This is a genomic window from Bacteroidales bacterium, from assembly GCA_014860585.1.
Classification (GTDB): domain Bacteria; phylum Bacteroidota; class Bacteroidia; order Bacteroidales; family 4484-276; genus RZYY01.
Map to the genome: position 1 here is coordinate 35,738 of JACZJL010000176.1, position 17,019 is coordinate 52,756.

At 43.5% G+C, this 17,019-nt stretch carries 17 protein-coding genes and 1 tRNA gene; 11 read left to right on the plus strand and 7 right to left on the minus strand.

The window, feature by feature from the left end; all coding sequences use genetic code 11:
* Positions 1-14: 14 nt before the first annotated feature.
* Both IH598_16965 and IH598_16970 read right to left on the minus strand, forming a co-directional pair.
* Positions 15-1,022 carry a hypothetical protein gene (locus IH598_16965; protein ID MBE0640208.1) on the minus strand — a complete coding sequence of 336 codons (1,008 nt, stop codon included), beginning with the start codon at positions 1,020-1,022 and terminating at the stop codon, positions 15-17.
* Positions 1,023-1,105: 83 nt separating this feature from the next.
* Positions 1,106-1,717, minus strand: a complete 612-nt coding sequence (locus IH598_16970; protein MBE0640209.1) for a PorT family protein — start codon at positions 1,715-1,717, stop codon at positions 1,106-1,108.
* Positions 1,718-1,840: 123 nt separating this feature from the next.
* On the opposite strand from IH598_16970, the gene IH598_16975 reads away from it, so the two are divergent.
* The 4 genes from IH598_16975 to pyk all read left to right on the plus strand — a co-directional run bounded on the left by IH598_16975 (position 1,841) and on the right by pyk (position 6,228).
* Positions 1,841-2,533, plus strand: coding sequence for a PorT family protein (locus tag IH598_16975; GenBank protein ID MBE0640210.1), 693 nt, complete (start codon positions 1,841-1,843; stop codon positions 2,531-2,533).
* Between the two features lie 9 nt (positions 2,534-2,542).
* Positions 2,543-4,192 (plus strand): NAD+ synthase, encoded by a 1,650-nt coding sequence (locus IH598_16980; GenBank protein ID MBE0640211.1) that lies wholly within the window; start codon positions 2,543-2,545, stop codon positions 4,190-4,192.
* 75 nt (positions 4,193-4,267) lie between these two features.
* Complete coding sequence (locus IH598_16985) at positions 4,268-4,804, plus strand: IPExxxVDY family protein (GenBank protein MBE0640212.1); 537 nt, start codon at positions 4,268-4,270, stop codon at positions 4,802-4,804.
* A complete protein-coding gene (gene pyk / locus IH598_16990; protein MBE0640213.1) occupies positions 4,804-6,228 on the plus strand; it encodes a pyruvate kinase in 1,425 nt (474 codons plus the stop codon). The genes IH598_16985 and pyk overlap by 1 nt, the downstream gene beginning before the upstream one ends.
* 62 nt (positions 6,229-6,290) lie before the next feature.
* Here the strand turns inward: pyk and IH598_16995 are convergent, their stop codons facing one another.
* The 4 genes from IH598_16995 to IH598_17010 form a co-directional block, all read right to left on the minus strand.
* The gene (locus IH598_16995) at positions 6,291-7,064 is read right to left on the minus strand and encodes a hypothetical protein (GenBank protein ID MBE0640214.1); all 774 of its coding nucleotides are present in this window, start codon (positions 7,062-7,064) and stop codon (positions 6,291-6,293) included.
* Between the two features lie 8 nt (positions 7,065-7,072).
* Positions 7,073-7,483: a biopolymer transporter ExbD gene (locus IH598_17000; protein ID MBE0640215.1), complete on the minus strand. Its 411-nt coding sequence runs from the start codon at positions 7,481-7,483 to the stop codon at positions 7,073-7,075.
* 10 nt (positions 7,484-7,493) lie between these two features.
* A complete protein-coding gene (locus tag IH598_17005; GenBank protein MBE0640216.1) occupies positions 7,494-8,183 on the minus strand; it encodes a MotA/TolQ/ExbB proton channel family protein in 690 nt (229 codons plus the stop codon).
* A gap of 278 nt (positions 8,184-8,461) precedes the next feature.
* Positions 8,462-9,439 (minus strand): adenosine kinase, encoded by a 978-nt coding sequence (locus IH598_17010; protein MBE0640217.1) that lies wholly within the window; start codon positions 9,437-9,439, stop codon positions 8,462-8,464.
* A gap of 209 nt (positions 9,440-9,648) precedes the next feature.
* On the opposite strand from IH598_17010, the gene IH598_17015 reads away from it, so the two are divergent.
* From IH598_17015 to IH598_17025, 3 genes are all read left to right on the plus strand, one after another.
* A tRNA-Asn gene (locus IH598_17015) sits at positions 9,649-9,722 on the plus strand.
* A 20-nt stretch (positions 9,723-9,742) separates the two neighbouring features.
* Positions 9,743-10,072 (plus strand): GIY-YIG nuclease family protein, encoded by a 330-nt coding sequence (locus tag IH598_17020; GenBank protein ID MBE0640218.1) that lies wholly within the window; start codon positions 9,743-9,745, stop codon positions 10,070-10,072.
* Between the two features lie 325 nt (positions 10,073-10,397).
* On the plus strand, positions 10,398-11,162 hold the full coding sequence (locus IH598_17025; protein MBE0640219.1) for a methyltransferase domain-containing protein: 765 nt from the start codon (positions 10,398-10,400) through the stop codon (positions 11,160-11,162).
* Here IH598_17025 and IH598_17030 read toward each other — a convergent pair whose 3' ends face one another.
* Positions 11,163-11,522: a hypothetical protein gene (locus tag IH598_17030; protein ID MBE0640220.1), complete on the minus strand. Its 360-nt coding sequence runs from the start codon at positions 11,520-11,522 to the stop codon at positions 11,163-11,165.
* Positions 11,523-11,707: 185 nt separating this feature from the next.
* Between IH598_17030 and IH598_17035 the strand changes: the two genes are divergently transcribed.
* From IH598_17035 to IH598_17050, 4 genes are all read left to right on the plus strand, one after another.
* On the plus strand, positions 11,708-13,036 hold the full coding sequence (locus tag IH598_17035) for an ATP-binding protein (protein MBE0640221.1): 1,329 nt from the start codon (positions 11,708-11,710) through the stop codon (positions 13,034-13,036).
* Positions 13,037-13,455: 419 nt separating this feature from the next.
* The gene (locus tag IH598_17040) at positions 13,456-13,797 is read left to right on the plus strand and encodes a hypothetical protein (GenBank protein ID MBE0640222.1); all 342 of its coding nucleotides are present in this window, start codon (positions 13,456-13,458) and stop codon (positions 13,795-13,797) included.
* Between the two features lie 22 nt (positions 13,798-13,819).
* Positions 13,820-14,410: a hypothetical protein gene (locus IH598_17045; protein MBE0640223.1), complete on the plus strand. Its 591-nt coding sequence runs from the start codon at positions 13,820-13,822 to the stop codon at positions 14,408-14,410.
* Positions 14,407-17,001 carry a hypothetical protein gene (locus IH598_17050; GenBank protein MBE0640224.1) on the plus strand — a complete coding sequence of 865 codons (2,595 nt, stop codon included), beginning with the start codon at positions 14,407-14,409 and terminating at the stop codon, positions 16,999-17,001. Before IH598_17045 ends, IH598_17050 begins: the two co-directional genes overlap by 4 nt.
* Positions 17,002-17,019: the final 18 nt, after the last annotated feature.

The window sequence follows — 17,019 nt, forward strand, 5'->3', positions numbered from 1 at the left end:
TTCTCTTTCTGGTTTTACCTCGCCGGTTTGTACTTCGACTTTTTGAAAATCAATTGCATATCATTATTCCCGATCAGCTCCTGCAGCGTTACCTGACGATTGTTATTCATATAACTCCTTACGATTTGCCAGCCTAACCATTCGCCTATCCGTGCCGGTGATTGCTGTCCGAATTGTGTTGTAAATGGTCCGTCAGTAAAAAATTTTCTCATTGAGCCGGCATCTGAAGTATAGAGTAATTCATTTTGCACCATAAATGACCAGATGTTGCTCTCGTTGGCGAAGCACCACCTGAGTTTTTCCTCAGGGAAACCTATCTTGATATGATCAGGTAAATCTGGCATCATGGCATCCAGGTAATACAAATGTTTGCCATTGCTGATCATTCGTTCAAGGATATTTTCACCCGGTACTTTGATGAAATGGTAATAGTAGAAATCATACATCCCGTCCCTGACAATGTAATCACGGTTCATCCTGTCGATTTTGTAAAGCGGAAACCTGAACTTACGGTATTGCTCAATATCTGATCCCAGGTACATATCCAACGCAATGATCATGTGCTTGTCGAAAAACTGAACCGGAAGTTCATACATCAGCCCGGATACATAAGTGGAGATGTTTGTGAGTTCTTTTTCAGGAAAATAGAATTGGAAGTGTTTAAATGCTTCAGTAAATCCTTCTTCGATCACCTTCATGTCAGGATAGGATTTTGATACAAGCCCGAATAACTCAATATTGGCAGGTTCAGTAATAAACTGATGCAGTTGAATGATATTTAGCGTGTCGTCGAGATCAACATTAAGAAAGACCTGAAACTGAGGTGCAATGGCTTTAAGTCCGGCTTTAAGCGAGTCGGGTTTTATGGCAAAAAGTGCCTGTTCGTAGCGTTTAATCTGTACCGGTTCTATTTCGATGCTTCGTGTATCAATTTCCAGATTCCTTTTTTGCCCTCCTGTGCAGGCAGCAAGCGTGAGCAACGATATTAGAACGAAGGCGAAATTCAATTCTTTAAATCTCATTATCATGATGGTAAAATAAAAAATGTCAATGTTTAGGCAACATTGACATTTTACGAAATAATCCTTGCTTTATTTTTCAGGGCTTACAAAATTTTCCAGCCCAATGATACAGCAAACATGTTGTTCTTGGAATTAAAATCGAATTCCTCCACGGTTGTGATGATGTCATTCAATCCAAATTGATAGCGCACATCAAGTGTGAACATTAAAATATCCACTCCGCCGCCAACATTAAAACCCCACACCAAATCTTCGATGTCAGCACTTGTGATGGGGTTGATAAAACTATCCCCATCAGTAGTCGAAACGGTGGTTTCTGTGACTATGGAAGCTGAAGGGCCAGCCAGTATCCTGATATTACCCAATCCCAGGTTGATGATTCTCCAACCTAAAATAAGGGGAATTTCAATGGATTTCATGTCAACTTCCTGTTTGATGCCTTTACCAACTCCAATCTGAGGTTTGGAAAAAGTTCCCCCTAAGGTCAGCCAGTTCACTTCGGGTTGAATGTAGATTTTCGTACCAAACCGTGCAAAAGCGCCAAACTGGAAATTGTTTGACAAATCGCTTGACACATCATCAAGGTCTGTCGTAAGTTTTGATGTGTTGTAACCAATCTTTGGCCCAAATGAAAATTGACCAAAAACGAAACTTGCAGATAGTGTCAGCAAAAAGATCAATGATAATTTTTTCATGGGATTAAAATTATGAGATTTATAATTAAAACTTAGGCAAAAGTAAAAAGATTTAGAATGCTGCAATGATCAAATTCATATTGTTTGATTATTTTTGCCCGAACTTAATTAAAACGTCCGATGTTGAAGAAATCATTATTTACGATGGCCCTTTTGTTAATCCTCATTCAGCCAACGGTTTATTCACAGGCTAAACCCTTCAGATTTGGCTTGAGAGTAGCCCCTACAGTTGATTGGCTCTCACCAAGCAGTGAAGGATATGAAAATGATGGCGCTGCATTTGGCTTCAACTGGGGTTTTATGAGCGACATTACCCTTACGGATAATTATTATTTTTCAACAGGATTTGGTATTCAACATTTTAACGGGAAATTGCAATTTGAATATCAGGAGGTGTTGGATGGAAATACTGAACCGACCTCCGGTATGCTCAGCCGCAAATATATTTTGAGGTACGTTGAAGTGCCTCTTTTGATAAAGATGAAAACCAACAAATTCGACAATATTCAGTATTTTGGACAAATAGGATTTGGATTGGGATTAAATGTCAAGGCAACTGCCAAAGATACATTTACTTATTCCGGTGGAAGCTCAACAGGTGAAAGTGACATCTCAGATGAGATTGTATTTTTGCGTGGCTCATGGGCACTTGGAGGGGGATTGGAATATTATCTTGATGAATCAACTTCTCTATTGGTCGGATTGACCTTTTCCAATGGCATTTCCAACATTCTGAAAGATAACAATCCGGTGACCGGCATTGAGCAAAAAGCTGTTCCAAATTATTTTGAGCTGACTTTGGGCATATTTTTTTAAAAACATACCATGAAAATCGCAATCGCTCAACTTAGTTATCATGTTGGGAATTTTGAAGGTAATGTATTAAAAATCAAAACCACCATACAGAAGGCCAAAGAGGCCGGCGCCGATTTGGTGATTTTTGCCGAGTTGTCTGTTTCAGGTTATCCGCCCCGCGATTTTCTCGAGTTCGATGATTTTATTGATAAATGTCAAAAAGCGGTTACCGAAATTGCTGCAAAATGCAAAGGGATAGCAGCTATTGTTGGAACTCCTACCCTAAACCCTGAATTTGAAGGAAAAGACCTTTATAACTCGGCTTGCTTCCTTTACGATGGAATGGTGCGGCACGTCAGGCACAAAACGCTCCTTCCAAACTACGATGTTTTTGATGAGTATCGTTACTTCGAACCAAACAAGAAGTGGGAAGTTATTGAATATAAAAGCCAGAAAATCGCTCTGACAATCTGTGAAGACCTTTGGAACGTAGGTAATGACCCGATGTACACTGTGAATCCGATGGATAAACTGGCTGAACACGAGCTTGATCTGATGATTAATATCGCCGCCTCACCATTCAATTATAACCAGCATCAGATCAGAACCGGTGTTCTTCGCGAAAATGCAAAAATGTATCACCTGCCGCTTTTTTATGTCAACCATGTTGGCGCCCAGACTGAGCTGCTCTTCGATGGCGGGTCAATGGTCATTGATCCCAATGGAAAAATCGTCCATGAACTAAACTATTTTGAAGAGGATTTTCTCATTGTGGACACTTTCAGTTTAAAGGCTGGTAATTGTGAGCGTCAAACAGACAAATATCCCAGCGACCAGATCAAAACAGGACTTATTCACGATGCGTTGATCATGGGGATTAAAACCTATTTCCACAAACTTGGATTTACCAAGGCAATCCTTGGCCTTTCCGGTGGCATTGATTCTGCAGTGACCCTTGCCCTGGCTATACGGGCTCTGGGGAAAGAAAATGTGATTTCGGTATTATTGCCCTCGCAATATTCATCCGATCATTCGGTTGACGATTCACGGGAATTGCTCAAAAACACCGGATCACCGCATTTTACCCTTCCAATTCATGAGGCCCATCAAACATTCAAACAAACACTAAAACCCATCTTCGGCAATCCGCCCTCAGGCCTGACCGACGAAAACCTGCAGGCACGCATCCGTGGAGTTTACCTGATGGCAATGGCAAACAAATACGGTTATATCCTTCTCAATACTTCCAACAAAAGCGAAGCCGCCGTGGGTTACGGAACTCTTTACGGTGATATGAACGGCGGTATCTCTGTGCTTGGCGATGTTTATAAAACAGAAGTGTTCGACCTGGCCAGATACATCAACCTCGAAGGCGAAATAATCCCCGAAAACATCATCACCAAACCTCCCTCAGCCGAACTGCGACCTAACCAAAAAGACTCCGATTCCCTGCCCGATTACGACATTCTCGACAAAATTCTTTACCAATACATCGAGCAGCGGAAAGGTCCTAAAGAACTAATCACCATGGGTTTCGATGAAGACCTTGTCAAGCGAACCCTCAAGCTGGTCAATACCAACGAATACAAACGCTACCAAACGCCACCCATCCTCCGCGTCTCCCCCAAAGCCTTCGGCATGGGCCGCAGAATGCCAATCGTGGCGAAGTATTTGGGGTAAAATTTAGATGATTATCAATCATCTTATATAATTTTCTACACTGTTTCTATTCTCCTTCGTATTTTTGCCCCCTCTATGAAAAAGAAAAATGTCATTTCCCTGACGGATGGGCAAAATAGTTTCACTATCTTCAGCCTGAGCGCCAATGTTGAGGATTTCAGACTGGCGTTTCTATTGAACAGGAAACTTGGATTGCAATTGCATCGCGAGGATAATCTGATGGTTTTCCCGGACAGCAAAAGTGATCCCACGCCCTTTTCATTTTTTCATTTCAACAGGGATAAACAAACCTGCTTCTACCTGATCCACAATCTGAACGAGCAACAACCACTGATTAATAATTATTTTTTGCTGATCAACGGGTTCTTTACCCCTGGCGATGAAAATGACCTCTTGTCTGCAATAGGTGAAATACATGAGGTGCTGTCGGTGAATCCTTTTAAACTGTCGGAAAGTCATTCATCAAAAAAAGGGCAGAAAAAAACACTGGAATTGATCAACGCAATTCTGACCGACCTTGAGTACCATACGTTGGAAGTGAACCGCAAAAAAAATGAAGGACAGGTTCAATTGAAAATTAAAGAGCCCACTTCGATTAAAAAATTATACTGATGAAAACCAAGATTGTAGCTACAATAGGACCTGCAAGTTCCTCCAGACAAACGCTTGAACAACTGATCAGTGCCGGTGTCGACGTTTTACGTCTCAACTTTTCACACGGCAACTATAGTGAATTTGAGCGGATCATAACTGACATCAGGGAGTTGAACCGTAAAATGGACACGCATGTTGCCATCCTGGCCGATTTACAGGGGCCAAAAATCCGGATTGGTGAGATCGAAGGTGGTGGAATGATAATCCGCAAAGGGGACCAACTGATCTTAACAACAAATCGGGATCATACTGGTAAAAATCAAATTTTCATCAACTATGGTGATTTCCCTAAAGATGTGAAGCCTGGAGAAAAAATCCTTCTGGATGATGGCAAATTTACCCTTCAGATCGTTGAAACGGATGGCATAACAGAAGTGAAGGCCGAAGTGGTGATCGGCGGAAAACTTATGCCCCGCAAGGGGGTGAATCTGCCCGACACTAAAATTTCGCTGCCATCGCTTTCGGAAAAAGACAAGATGGATATTCGCTTCATCCTGGAACATGACATTGAGTGGGTAGGACTTTCATTTGTACGGTCTGCTGCAGATATCATCGAACTCTCATCTTTTATTTCTCAGCTATTGCCCAGGCATAAACCCTTTATTATGGCCAAAATAGAGAAACCTGAGGCTGTGGAAGCCATTGACGAAATTCTGACTGTTGCCGATGGAATAATGATTGCCAGAGGCGATTTGGGTGTAGAAGTTCCACTTCAGGCGGTTCCGCTGATTCAGAAACAAATCGTGAAAAAATGCATGGAGTATGGGAAACCCGTGATCATTGCCACCCAAATGATGGAAGGGATGATCACCAATTCAAGACCAACCCGTGCCGAGGTGAACGACGTGGCCAACTCGGTGATGGACGGTGCTGATGCATTGATGCTTAGCGGGGAAACCTCTGTGGGGACTTTCCCGGTGGAAACTGTTGAAACCATGCAGAAGATCATCAGTGAAGTGGAGGATTTTGAAGATATTTATCACCGTCAACACCAACCTGTTGTGGACAATAACCCAAGGTTCATCTCTGATTCCATCATATACAGTGGCGTGAATATGGCGCACGAAGCCAAAGCCAGAGCAATCGTATCGGTGGCTTCAAGCGGGTATTCGGTGATCAAAATTTCGTCTCACCGCCCAAAGGCAGATATATTTGCCTTTGCACCAAATGACTTCCTGTTGAGACAATTAAACCTGATATGGGGAGTTACTCCGATTTTTTTTGACAAAATACTCGACACCGACCAAACCATTTCTGACATGATGACTGAACTTAAAGAGCGGGGTTTTGCAAAGCAAAACGACCTGGTTGTTCATATCTCCAACATGCCGATCAATCAGCCCGGGAAGTCGAATATGTTGAAATTGAGCTACATGGAATAGTAGGCAGGGTGTAAATAAGCAGGAGCAAATTGATTTGTGAAATGCCTTTTTACCAAATGACACTAATTGAGCCGGATAAAATTGTAGGTAATCGTCCCGACCTGCTGATCAGGAGCGTTGGGGTCAGGAGTGAAAGCCGCTTTAAGTGCTGCATCTTCAGCCAATTTGATGAGACTTTGATCAGAAATGTTTGTGCCTTGCACCCCAGGTTGCGTGCGGACAACTTTTCCCTGCTTGTTTACCCAAATACGAATCACAATTTTTCCCTGCTCCCGCGAATCGTAAGGCGGTTTTGGCAAATGAATGGAGCCGCGTCCTTCGAGACTAAACGACACACCATCACCCAACCCACCTTTTCCGTCCGGTTTCTTACTGTCTTTCGACCCGGTTTCTTTTCCCTGGTCGGCAAGATCAGACTGGTCGCCCTGGTTCCCCGATTCATCGGTTGCTTTTTGGTTGGGTGTGTAAAGTGCACGGGGGTTCACCACAGGTTCCTCTTTCGGGGGAATTACTTTTTCAACCGGCTTTTCTTCCTTTTTTTCAATCTCTTTTGGCTTAATTTCCTCTATCGACGGAGTTTCTTCATTGTTTTGAGTGATGATTTCCTTTGGTTCATTTTTTGGAACAACAGGTTCGACGCGCTGAACAGGTTTTATTTCTTCGGGCTGAGTAAGTCCTGAGCCAGTTTCGGAATAACCAAGACTTACTTCCACCCCTTCCTCACCCGGCAGGGGCAACGGTGTGCGCAGGGCAAGCAGAAAAAGCGCCAGCAGCATGGCTACATGAAAGATGATTGTGCCAACGATACCCCGTATTCTGTTTTTCTGTTCTTCCATCATTTGAATTAATTTGGCCTGGTGGCTAAAATCACCTTGTGCTTTGTACTGTAACGATCGTTTACTTTATTCACGGCATCAATCACATTTACAACGTATTGCACCGGAACCGACTGATCGGCGCGCAAAACTACAGAGCCATCTACCTGCCCGGCCAGGCTCTCTCCAATCATGGGTTCCATTTGGTCAAGGGTGATTTCCGTTTCGTTTAAAAAATACTCGAACCGGTCGTTGATGTAAACGGTTACGGTTTGCTTTGCCATGGTTTTACTACTGCTTTGGGGCAGTAAAAGTTTGATCGCATTTGGTGCAACCAGCGTTGAAGTCAACATGAAGAAGATCAGCAACAGAAATACCAGATCCGACATGGAAGCCATGCTAAAAGCTGCACTTCGCTTATTTCTTGTTTGAATAGCCATAGTTGTTCTTTTATTCTGCGGGCTCGTGTAAAACATCCATAAATTCCGATGCCCTTGCTTCCAGTTTAAAGACGAGTTTTTCGACCCTGGCCACAAGAATATTGTAACAGATGAAAGCAATGATACCCACCACCAGTCCTGCCACCGTAGTAATCATGGCCTGGTAAATCCCGGTTGATAAAAGTGCAATATCAATATTGTTACCGGCCATCGACATGTCATAAAATGCCCTGATCATTCCGATAACGGTGCCAAGGAAACCCAGCATGGGGCCTGCGCCGGCGATAGTGGCCAGTCCGGCAATGTTTTTTTCAAGTCTCGAAACCTCCAGTTTGCCCACATTCTCGATGGCAGCATTGATGTCGTTGAGTGGCTTGCCGATCCTGAGCAATCCTTTTTCGATCATTCGGGAAATAGGGTTTGATGTTCGGCGGCAAAGTGCCAATGCTGCGTCAATCTTTCCGTCGTGGATAAAATCACGGATGTGGTTCATGAAGTTGTTGTCTTCTTTTGAAGCCTGGTTGATGATCAAAAACCGTTCGATGAAAATGTAGATGGCAATCACTGAAAAAATACCAAGGATGATCATGATCCAGCCGCCTTTGGCTACAAGTTCCCACAATGACATCGAAATTTCCCCGGCTTCCACATTCATGGCTTGTCCGGCCTGGTTGATCTGCAATAAAATACCTGCTAACATATTGTTCAGATTAATTGATTCAATTTTTGAAGTTATTCTCTTAAACGTTAACGTTGTGTGATTATTAGAAAAGCAACAGTAATTTTCAGGCTAATGGGTGTTAACCCCGTTAAAGTCACATTAATCATTAGGGAGCATAAATTGTCGAACTATGTGATTTAGTTGGCCTTAACCCTGATTTATGCAAAAGTCATCCCATTGGGAGAAAATATTTGAAGCATTTGCAAATGAATTAGAATTTCATAGTCGATTAAGCATTTCAAATGCATATTCTGGGTTTAATTCATCATCCTTACCGCATGCCTGATCTCATCCCAGGATTGTTGACTCATTTTTGCTCCCATCACTTCAATGACCTTTCCAGCCAACAGAGCGCCAACTCTTCCACAGGTCTCCAGCGAAAGTTGGTTGGCCATTCCATACAGAAACCCGGCAGCATACAAATCGCCGGCGCCTGTGGTGTCGATGCTGTTAGCTTTTATCACACCAATCTGATGGGTTTTTTCACCGGAATGAATCAATGATCCTTTTTCTCCAATTTTAACCACACAACAAGAGGTGATTTTTGATATTTCGTGTAATGCCTGTTCTGGTTCAAGCCCGGTGAATGCCCTTGCTTCGTCTTCGTTGGCAAAAACAATATCCACATGGTCATTGATGATTTTGGTTAAAAAGCCGAGGTTTGCAAGAACCACATCAAAACTTGCCAGGTCAAGTGAAACCAATGCTCCGGAATTCTTTGCGAGAAGGATGGCTTTACTGAGTAATTCAGTATTCTGGATTAAATAACCTTCGATATGAAAGATATCGTACCCCTCAAACATCGTTTCTGTGATATCTTCTGGTGTGAGCTCAATGGCGCAACCAAGATTCACTGCAAAGGTCCGCTCGGAGTCAGGCGTGACGAGGGCTACTGCAATACCGGTAGGAGCAATTCCTCTGTACAATAGTGGTTTGATTCCGCTTCTCAGCATGTCTTCTTCCATAAATCTCCCAAGATCATCCTCTGCCACTTTCCCTATAAAACCGGTTTCGATGCCAAGGTTTGCGAGTCCGTTCATTGTATTTGCAGCCGATCCTCCAGGCGCTTTTTCCATTGGCAGGTTTTTCAGTCTGCCGAGCAGCCGTTCAATAAAACCGGCATCCACAAGCTTCATTCCCCCTTTCAGCAATCCAAACTCATTAAAAATCCCTTCATCTTCAATCCTTATCATAATGTCCACCAGGGCATTACCCATTCCTAATATCTTACCCATTCCAGCTGTGTTAAACTTAAATTGAAAAATTTCAGCAAAAGTATTTTTAATTTACAAAAAGTATCTATTTTTGCAGCCGCTTTTTCAGGAACAGTTCTTTAAAAAAAGCACTGAAATTTTAAAAATTCCTCCTTAGCTCAGTTGGTTAGAGTGCCGTACCTACGGCATTAATCAGAGGGTCGCAGAGGAAAAATTGAAATAATGAACATTCCTCCTTAGCTCAGTTGGTTAGAGCATCTGACTGTTAATCAGAGGGTCGCTGGTTCAAGTCCAGCAGGGGGAGCAACTTCAAAAGCCGGCAGATTGTCGGCTTTTTGTATTTTTACGGGTATGTTTTACATCTACATACTTTACTCACGTTCCGCCGACAGATACTATGTCGGTCATACCGATGACTATCTTCGTCGTCTTGATGAGCACAGCAATTCTGAACGAAATACTTACACTTCAAAGCATCGTCCGTGGGAATTGAAAGCCGTTTTTGAATGTGGAGATGACCGGGGTGAAGCTCAAAAGATCGAACTCTTCATCAAGAAACAGAAAAGCCGGAAGTTGATAGAAGGAATAATTCATGGGCAACTATTAACAGGAATATTAGCTCAGTTGGTTCGAGTGCCGCACGTGCGGCATTAATCAGAGGCTTACCCCGAGAAGGCTTTGATTCGGGGGTGCACCCCGAGAGTTTACGATACAGGGTCGTTCCGGGAGCACAGTGATTCGGGATCCAGCAGGGGGAGTTTGATAATAAAGGGCTTAAAGATAATTTTTCTGTGAGCCTTTTTTTATTCCGGAACATTTCCGACACAAAATGTTGCTTAATGCATACTTATCTCAGTATTTCAAACCCTCAAATTCATCAAAAATTTGAAGATTTTTCTTTGAGAATTTTGACTTAACCCCCTAAAGGTTAAGCCTCCATTTGTGACAATAAAAACTAAATTTGTTCAAAAATTCCTCTATGACTCATCACAATGCCGACGAACATTTCAACAACAAATGGGACAACGCTTCCTGGTGGGACGAATTTTACGACAAGAACAAGGATGATACGCTCAATATTGATCGTGATCCCCGGTATTTAATCAAAACCATTGAGAAAATCAACCGTCGTCCGCCGTTGAAAATCCTTGATGCCGGAACCGGAATTTCCACACTTCCTGAATTTGCTGCATACCTGGGACATCATGTGGTAGCCGTTGATATTTCGCCAAAAGCCATCGAAACAGGCAAAACACGCAAGGTGACAGAGAAAGACCTGATGCGTTGTCTTGGTGAAAGTTACAGCTGCCGGTATTTTCAAGGGAAGAGGGAATATCTCGATCGTGAAACCAAAAAGCCGGTGGACATCAGGATGGAACTGAATAAGCTGTTTCACCCATGGGGAGAATTGGTGGCCCGTGAGGTGATGGATTGGAACGATTCGGCGCTCATTGAAAAACAGGGAACTTTCGACATTGTGCTGAATCAAAATGGCCTACGGGCAGCATCGCCGGAACTGATCACGAAGTCTTTTCAGTCTTTCTACCGGTTGCTCAACCCCGGCGGCATCCTTATCGAAACCAATATCATCGCCCTCGACCGGTTAGAACGCCTGGAACAGCAAGCCATCGCAGCAGGCTTCAGGGTGCTCACAGAATCCTGGGTAGTATTTGGAATCGAAAGCCTGAAGGTGGAATTAAACGATACTGAAAAGTATGCTTTATTTGGCTGGCCGACGGGGTAATCAATATAAAAAGGTGCTGACAGTTTCCAATGCATTTGTGTTAGTAAAAATTTTCTTGTCAAATTGGCCGATCAAATCTGCTCTGAATCCTGAAATAGCAATACCTTCAACATTCGCTATCAGCGCACAGGCAGCCTGTTCGAAGCGCCGTTTAGCCGCCTGCCGGTTACTGATGAAAGGTATTTCAGGCATTTGGTGTACTATATCCATAATAACCCCGTGCATCATGGCATCTGCGAAAGCATGATGGATTAACCGTGGTCGTCGTATCTCACCATGGGTTCTCTCAAGCCCACCAATCTGAAAAGAGACAAAGTGATCGGATGGTTCAATTCGAAATCTGAGTTTGTTGAGTTTCATCAGAAAGAGCAGGATTTGGGGGAGATTGGGGATGTAATTACGGAGGGGGAATAAACCCGCCGGTATGCGAAGCTCCCGGCGGGGTTTGGAACCCAATTATCTTTCTGCAAACAGAAAATAAATTTATGATTTTGTTTCTGTAAACAGAAATTCTTTTATCTTTGAGGGCTGAAAAAGCAAACCACATGGATAAGAATAAATTATTCGGTATTCTTAACGACTGGAATTACTGGGATAAGCCGGTTCCGGAGTTTTTTCCGAGGGAACATTACCAGGAGACAATAAATACATACCTGACGACCGGGGAGGTAATCGTGCTGAAAGGGATACGCAGGGCGGGGAAATCAACATTGATGATCAATCATATCCGGCATCTTACAGGAACTGGAGTGGATAAAAAGGAGATACTCTTCGTTAATTTTGAAGATCCCCGTTTCGATGGCGAACTGAACAGCGAACTGCTGGAACAAATTTTTGAGGTTTACAAAGAGTTTGTCAACAACCAAACAAAACCCCATATTTTCCTGGATGAAGTGCAGCATGTTGCACAATGGGAAAAATGGGTACTTACAGGTTATGAACTTAACAGAGCGCAATTTTATGTAACCGGCTCATCTTCAAAACTCCTTAGCCGGGAGTTTGGCGCCGCGCTTAGTGGTCGGTTTCTTGCCATCAATGTTTTTCCGCTTTGTTTCGGCGAGTACCTCCTTTTTAAGGGTCAGCCAGCACCTGACAAGATTTCACTGATCACACAGAAACTGGTTTATAAAATAGCCTTCAACGATTACCTCAAAGCGGGAGGGTTCCCAAAGACGTGTTCACTTGAAGAGGATTTAAGGCGGCAGGAAATCATCATGTATTACGATACCATTATCCTTAAAGATATTGTAGCCCGCTACAACCTCAAAAACTACGACAGTGTTAAAAAAGTAGCCCGTTATTTATTATCCAACATCGGCAAACCATTTAACCTGAACAAGGTGAGGCTTTCGCTCAATCTTTCGTACGATCTGGCCGATAAGTATTTCGAATACCTGAAAGATACTTTTTTGTTGTTTGAGGTATTTCAATACGACCACTCATTAAACAAGCAATTTACCAATCTCCGCAAAGTGTATTGCATTGATAACGGAATACTTACCAATACTTCCTTCAGGATTTCGGAAGACTATGGCAGGTACCTGGAAAATCTTGTTTTTATTGAATTACTGCGAAAGGGGCATGAGATTTATTTCCACAAAGGCAAAAAGGAATGTGACTTCGTCATAAAAGATGCAGTAAACATCACCCAGGCCATACAGGTATGCCGCACCATGCAGGATGACGAGACCAAAAAGAGGGAATTGGAAGGATTGATTGAAGCCATTGACACTTATGGATTAAAAGAAGGAACAATACTTACAGAGGATGAAGAATTCGAAATGGATGCAGAAGGCCGCAGAATCTTCGTTCAGCCCGTTTGGAAATGGATGCTGGAACACAACCAAATCAATTCATGCATCAACAACAGATAGCGATGAAATTTTTTAAGCACCTCTTTGGTAAAAAGAACAAAAGGAATACGTCATTTTAATCTGGACCAAAACCTGACCCAGAACTTTTACCCAAAAAGGAAGCCCCTTTCAATGAAACCATTGCGGAGCAGGAGTCCCAACCAACAAAGGAGCAGGAGCCGCCAGTAAGTAAAAAGCCCGCAGTGCCTGCAGTGCCAGAGCAAAAAAGCCAAAGACCGCTGCCGAACCCCGCCGGTGTGCGAAGCTCCCGGCGGGGTTTAACCCAACGCCATTTAAAAAGTTGAAAAAATATCATTTCCTCCTTGTTTTTGTAAAAATTATTCTAATTTTGTTAAGGTAAGAAAAATGAAGGGTTAAATGGGATTTTTCCATTTTCAATTTTCTTGAAAATTAACAGATTAACTAAATAAAATGAAAAGATGAGCAAAATTACCTCCAACTGGAACGAACACGAGTTCAGGGTTTATCTCCTCCTTTATGCTGCCAATGCAGATTTTACGCTAAATGAGGAAGAAAAAGAAAAAATTCAGGCCAACGCAACCCAGCAAGAGTACCTGGAGATTTCAAGGGCTTTCGAAAAGGCCAATGACCAGGAAAGGCTGGAGACCATTCTTTCGTTCAGGGAGCAATATTTCCCCACCGATCAGCACATCGAACTGCTTCTGCAGGATGTATGCGGAATCTTGAAGTGCGATGAACGCTACAACATTTACGAACGAAGTTTCTTCATCCTGCTGAAGAAACTGCTCAGGGGAAATTAGTGCACCTCTTATTCCCCATGAGATGCACAATCAATCAGCAACACCGGCACACACCCAATTTGGTAAAGGTGAACTGAAAAACATTCATTTCTCGCCTTACCTGGGTTATGCATTGAAACTGGCTGCCAAGCCCCGTCGCGGCGGGGGTAACATGTTCCGCCACCAGATGGAGACCTTTGCTGTCCTGTTGGATTATGGCTACTTTCAGCCTGTCATACTGAAAGCCTCCCTGATACACGATTTGATTGAAGACAGCGACTGGACTGACTTTTATGCTTTTGAAGAAATCGCATGTATTGATGAGGATGGCGCAGCCGTCCTTGCATTGGTGAAGGAAATTAGCCAGCGCGTGGTAAATGGCCAAAAAGAACCCAAGGGAGATTTTTTGCTCAGGGTGATGCTTCAGGGGTCGGAGCAAGTGAAAATACTTAAGCTGGCCGACAGAATTTCCAATCTCTCCGGGTTGCCCCACTATGGAGACATTGCTTTCATCCGGGGTTACATCATCGAAACCGAACAATACATCGTGCCTTTCGCTTCGAAAGTTGATACCGCAATGGCAGAGGAGATCAACCGGCGACTGAAATCATTAAAAAATTCCTTTCAACCATGAAAATGACCGTTGACCAATACAAAGAGCGTATCAGGCAGTTTGAAAAGATAAGGCCTGAATATCTTGCATTTGCAGAATTCCTGGATAAGGTTTTAAACAAGGCAGCCGGCAACTTTGGATTCCTTGCCATTGTTCAGTCAAGACCCAAATCAGTGGCAAGTTTCTCGTCAAAAATCATCATCAGGAATACCTATTCCAGACCGCTTGAAGAGATTACCGACCTGTGCGGCGCCAGGATCATCCTTCATTTCCAAAGTCAGGTTGACAAAATGTGCACGTTCATCAAAGAAAACTTCGAGGTGGATGAGGCCAAAAGCCTCGACCAGAAGTCAAAGCTGAAAGTGAATGAGTTTGGCTACCGATCCATCCATTACATTGTCACCCCTAAAAAAGATTCGATCCTTGGCATCCCCGTGGAGGATTGTCTGAAAGGGAAGAAAGCAGAGATTCAGGTACGAACCCTTGCCGAGCATGTTTGGGCCGATATTTCACACGACAGGATCTATAAACCCGATCTCAGGATCCCTGAAGACTGGAAACGTCAGGCGGCCAGGCTTTCGGCTATCCTCGAAGATGCAGACATTGACTTTGGCAATATGTCGAGAGAAATTGATCAAATGGCCAGGGTTTTCGAACTGCAATATGAAACGGCAAAAACACCCATTGAAATCGAAAAACTGAATACCCTGATATCAGTTTTCCGGGATAAGCCCGATGAGGCTGCGGTAAACGTACTGAAACTTTCAACAGTTTACCGGGCAATGGGAAAATACTCCGATGCAGCCGGACTTTTAAAAACGTGGCTGAATGAACCTGTTAAACCGATGCTGAAACTCCGGTTGTGGTTTGAATACGGGATTACCCTGAGCCTTACAAACTGCAGGGATGTTAATTCAACGGATTACACCAACGGATTGAAAGCGATCCGCCACAGCCTTGATCTGATTGAACAACTTCCACCAGATGCAATGGAAGACTACAAAGAGGAGTTAAGCTACATCTTTTACCGCTATGGCAAGCTGCTGCAGCGAAATGAGGAGGAATCGGACACCATGCATTCCTACTTCAGCCGTGCTCATCAAATGATGCCTGAAAACCCGCTGTACCTGGTTGGATTGATGGAGTCGGTGGTCATGCGGAACATTGACCTGGGTAAATATAGCGTTGAGTTGTTCAAAGCCGGCATGGAAAAAGCCATTACCAGCCTTTCAAGGCTGCTTGAGATGGGGATTAAGCGGGTTGCTGCATGGTTTGCCATCGGCAGGTGTTACTTTTTCGCCGGCGATGAATCAAGATGTATTGAAGCCTATGCCAATGCCGTCAGCACAATATTGGATGATCGCTACCATACAAGCATTTCAAGTGTAATAGCCGAAATTGAATTGGCCGGTCGCCTGAAACGATTCAACTATCCTTTGGCTAAACAGATTCAGATTTACCTGAACATTGCCCTTATCGGGTCGAAGCATTGTCCTGATCAGGAAAGATATCATAACTTCCTGAAAAATCAAGCCCTGAGAACTGCGGCTATTAAAACCCCTGTTGTTATTGTTGCGGGTGGCGCAGATAAAATGGACAAAGAAAAAGTTTCCATTTACTCCAATCATATCAGGGAACTGATGCATGGATTCAAGGGTACCATCATCAGCGGGGGAACAACATCGGGCATTCCGGGGTTGGTTGGAAAGATAAAAAAGGAGTACCGGGAAAAAGGTCAGGCAGAGTTTGAACTTATTGCTTACCTGCCAAAACAACTGCCGGAGGACGCACACAAGTCTGATGCCTACGATGCTCATCATTATACTGATTCCGACAGATTTTCCTCGTTTGATATTCTTTCCTGCTGGAGCGATCTGGTAGCTCAGGGCATCTCTCCGTCAGAAGTCATCCTGATCGGGATTGATGGTGGAAACATCGCCACACTTGAGTACATGATTGCCCTCTCTCTGGGAGCTACGGTGGGACTTGTTGCGTATAGCGGAAGGGCTGTTTCCGATTTCCTGCAAAACAAAACATGGAAAAATCATCCCGGACTTTTATCACTGCCTGACGATCCCCATACCGTCTGGGCCTTGGTGAACCAGAAGGCGGAAACAAGCCTGAGCAGTGATGAGATAGAAAAGCTTGCTCCACTGGTTCATGAATTCTACCGCGCAAGAAAATTACAGAGCTTTAAGGCAGAAAGTGAAGACATAAACAATTACAAGGTGATCATGCCATGGGACAAACTGCACCCATCACTCAAAATTTCCAACCGACAACAGGTTGCCTTTTACGAGCATATTCTGAAAAGAGTGAACCTGGGAATTCGCAAAGCCGATAAGCCGGAGTACTTTGAGATCCAAAGCAATGTTTCCGCCCAGGAATATGATCTCCTGGCTAAGCTCGAACATGCACGCTGGAATGCCGAACGGTTGCTTGACGGCTGGAGATTTGGGAAAGAAAAGGACCTGGCCAGGAAGCTAAATCCTTGCATTGTCCCCTGGGAGGAACTGGATGATGAAACCCGGCCATACGATTATGAACCGGTGAACAACATACCCATGCTATTGGGAAAGATTGGATATGAGGTGTTTAAAATTAATTCTTGATTTTTGACTATGTACCTT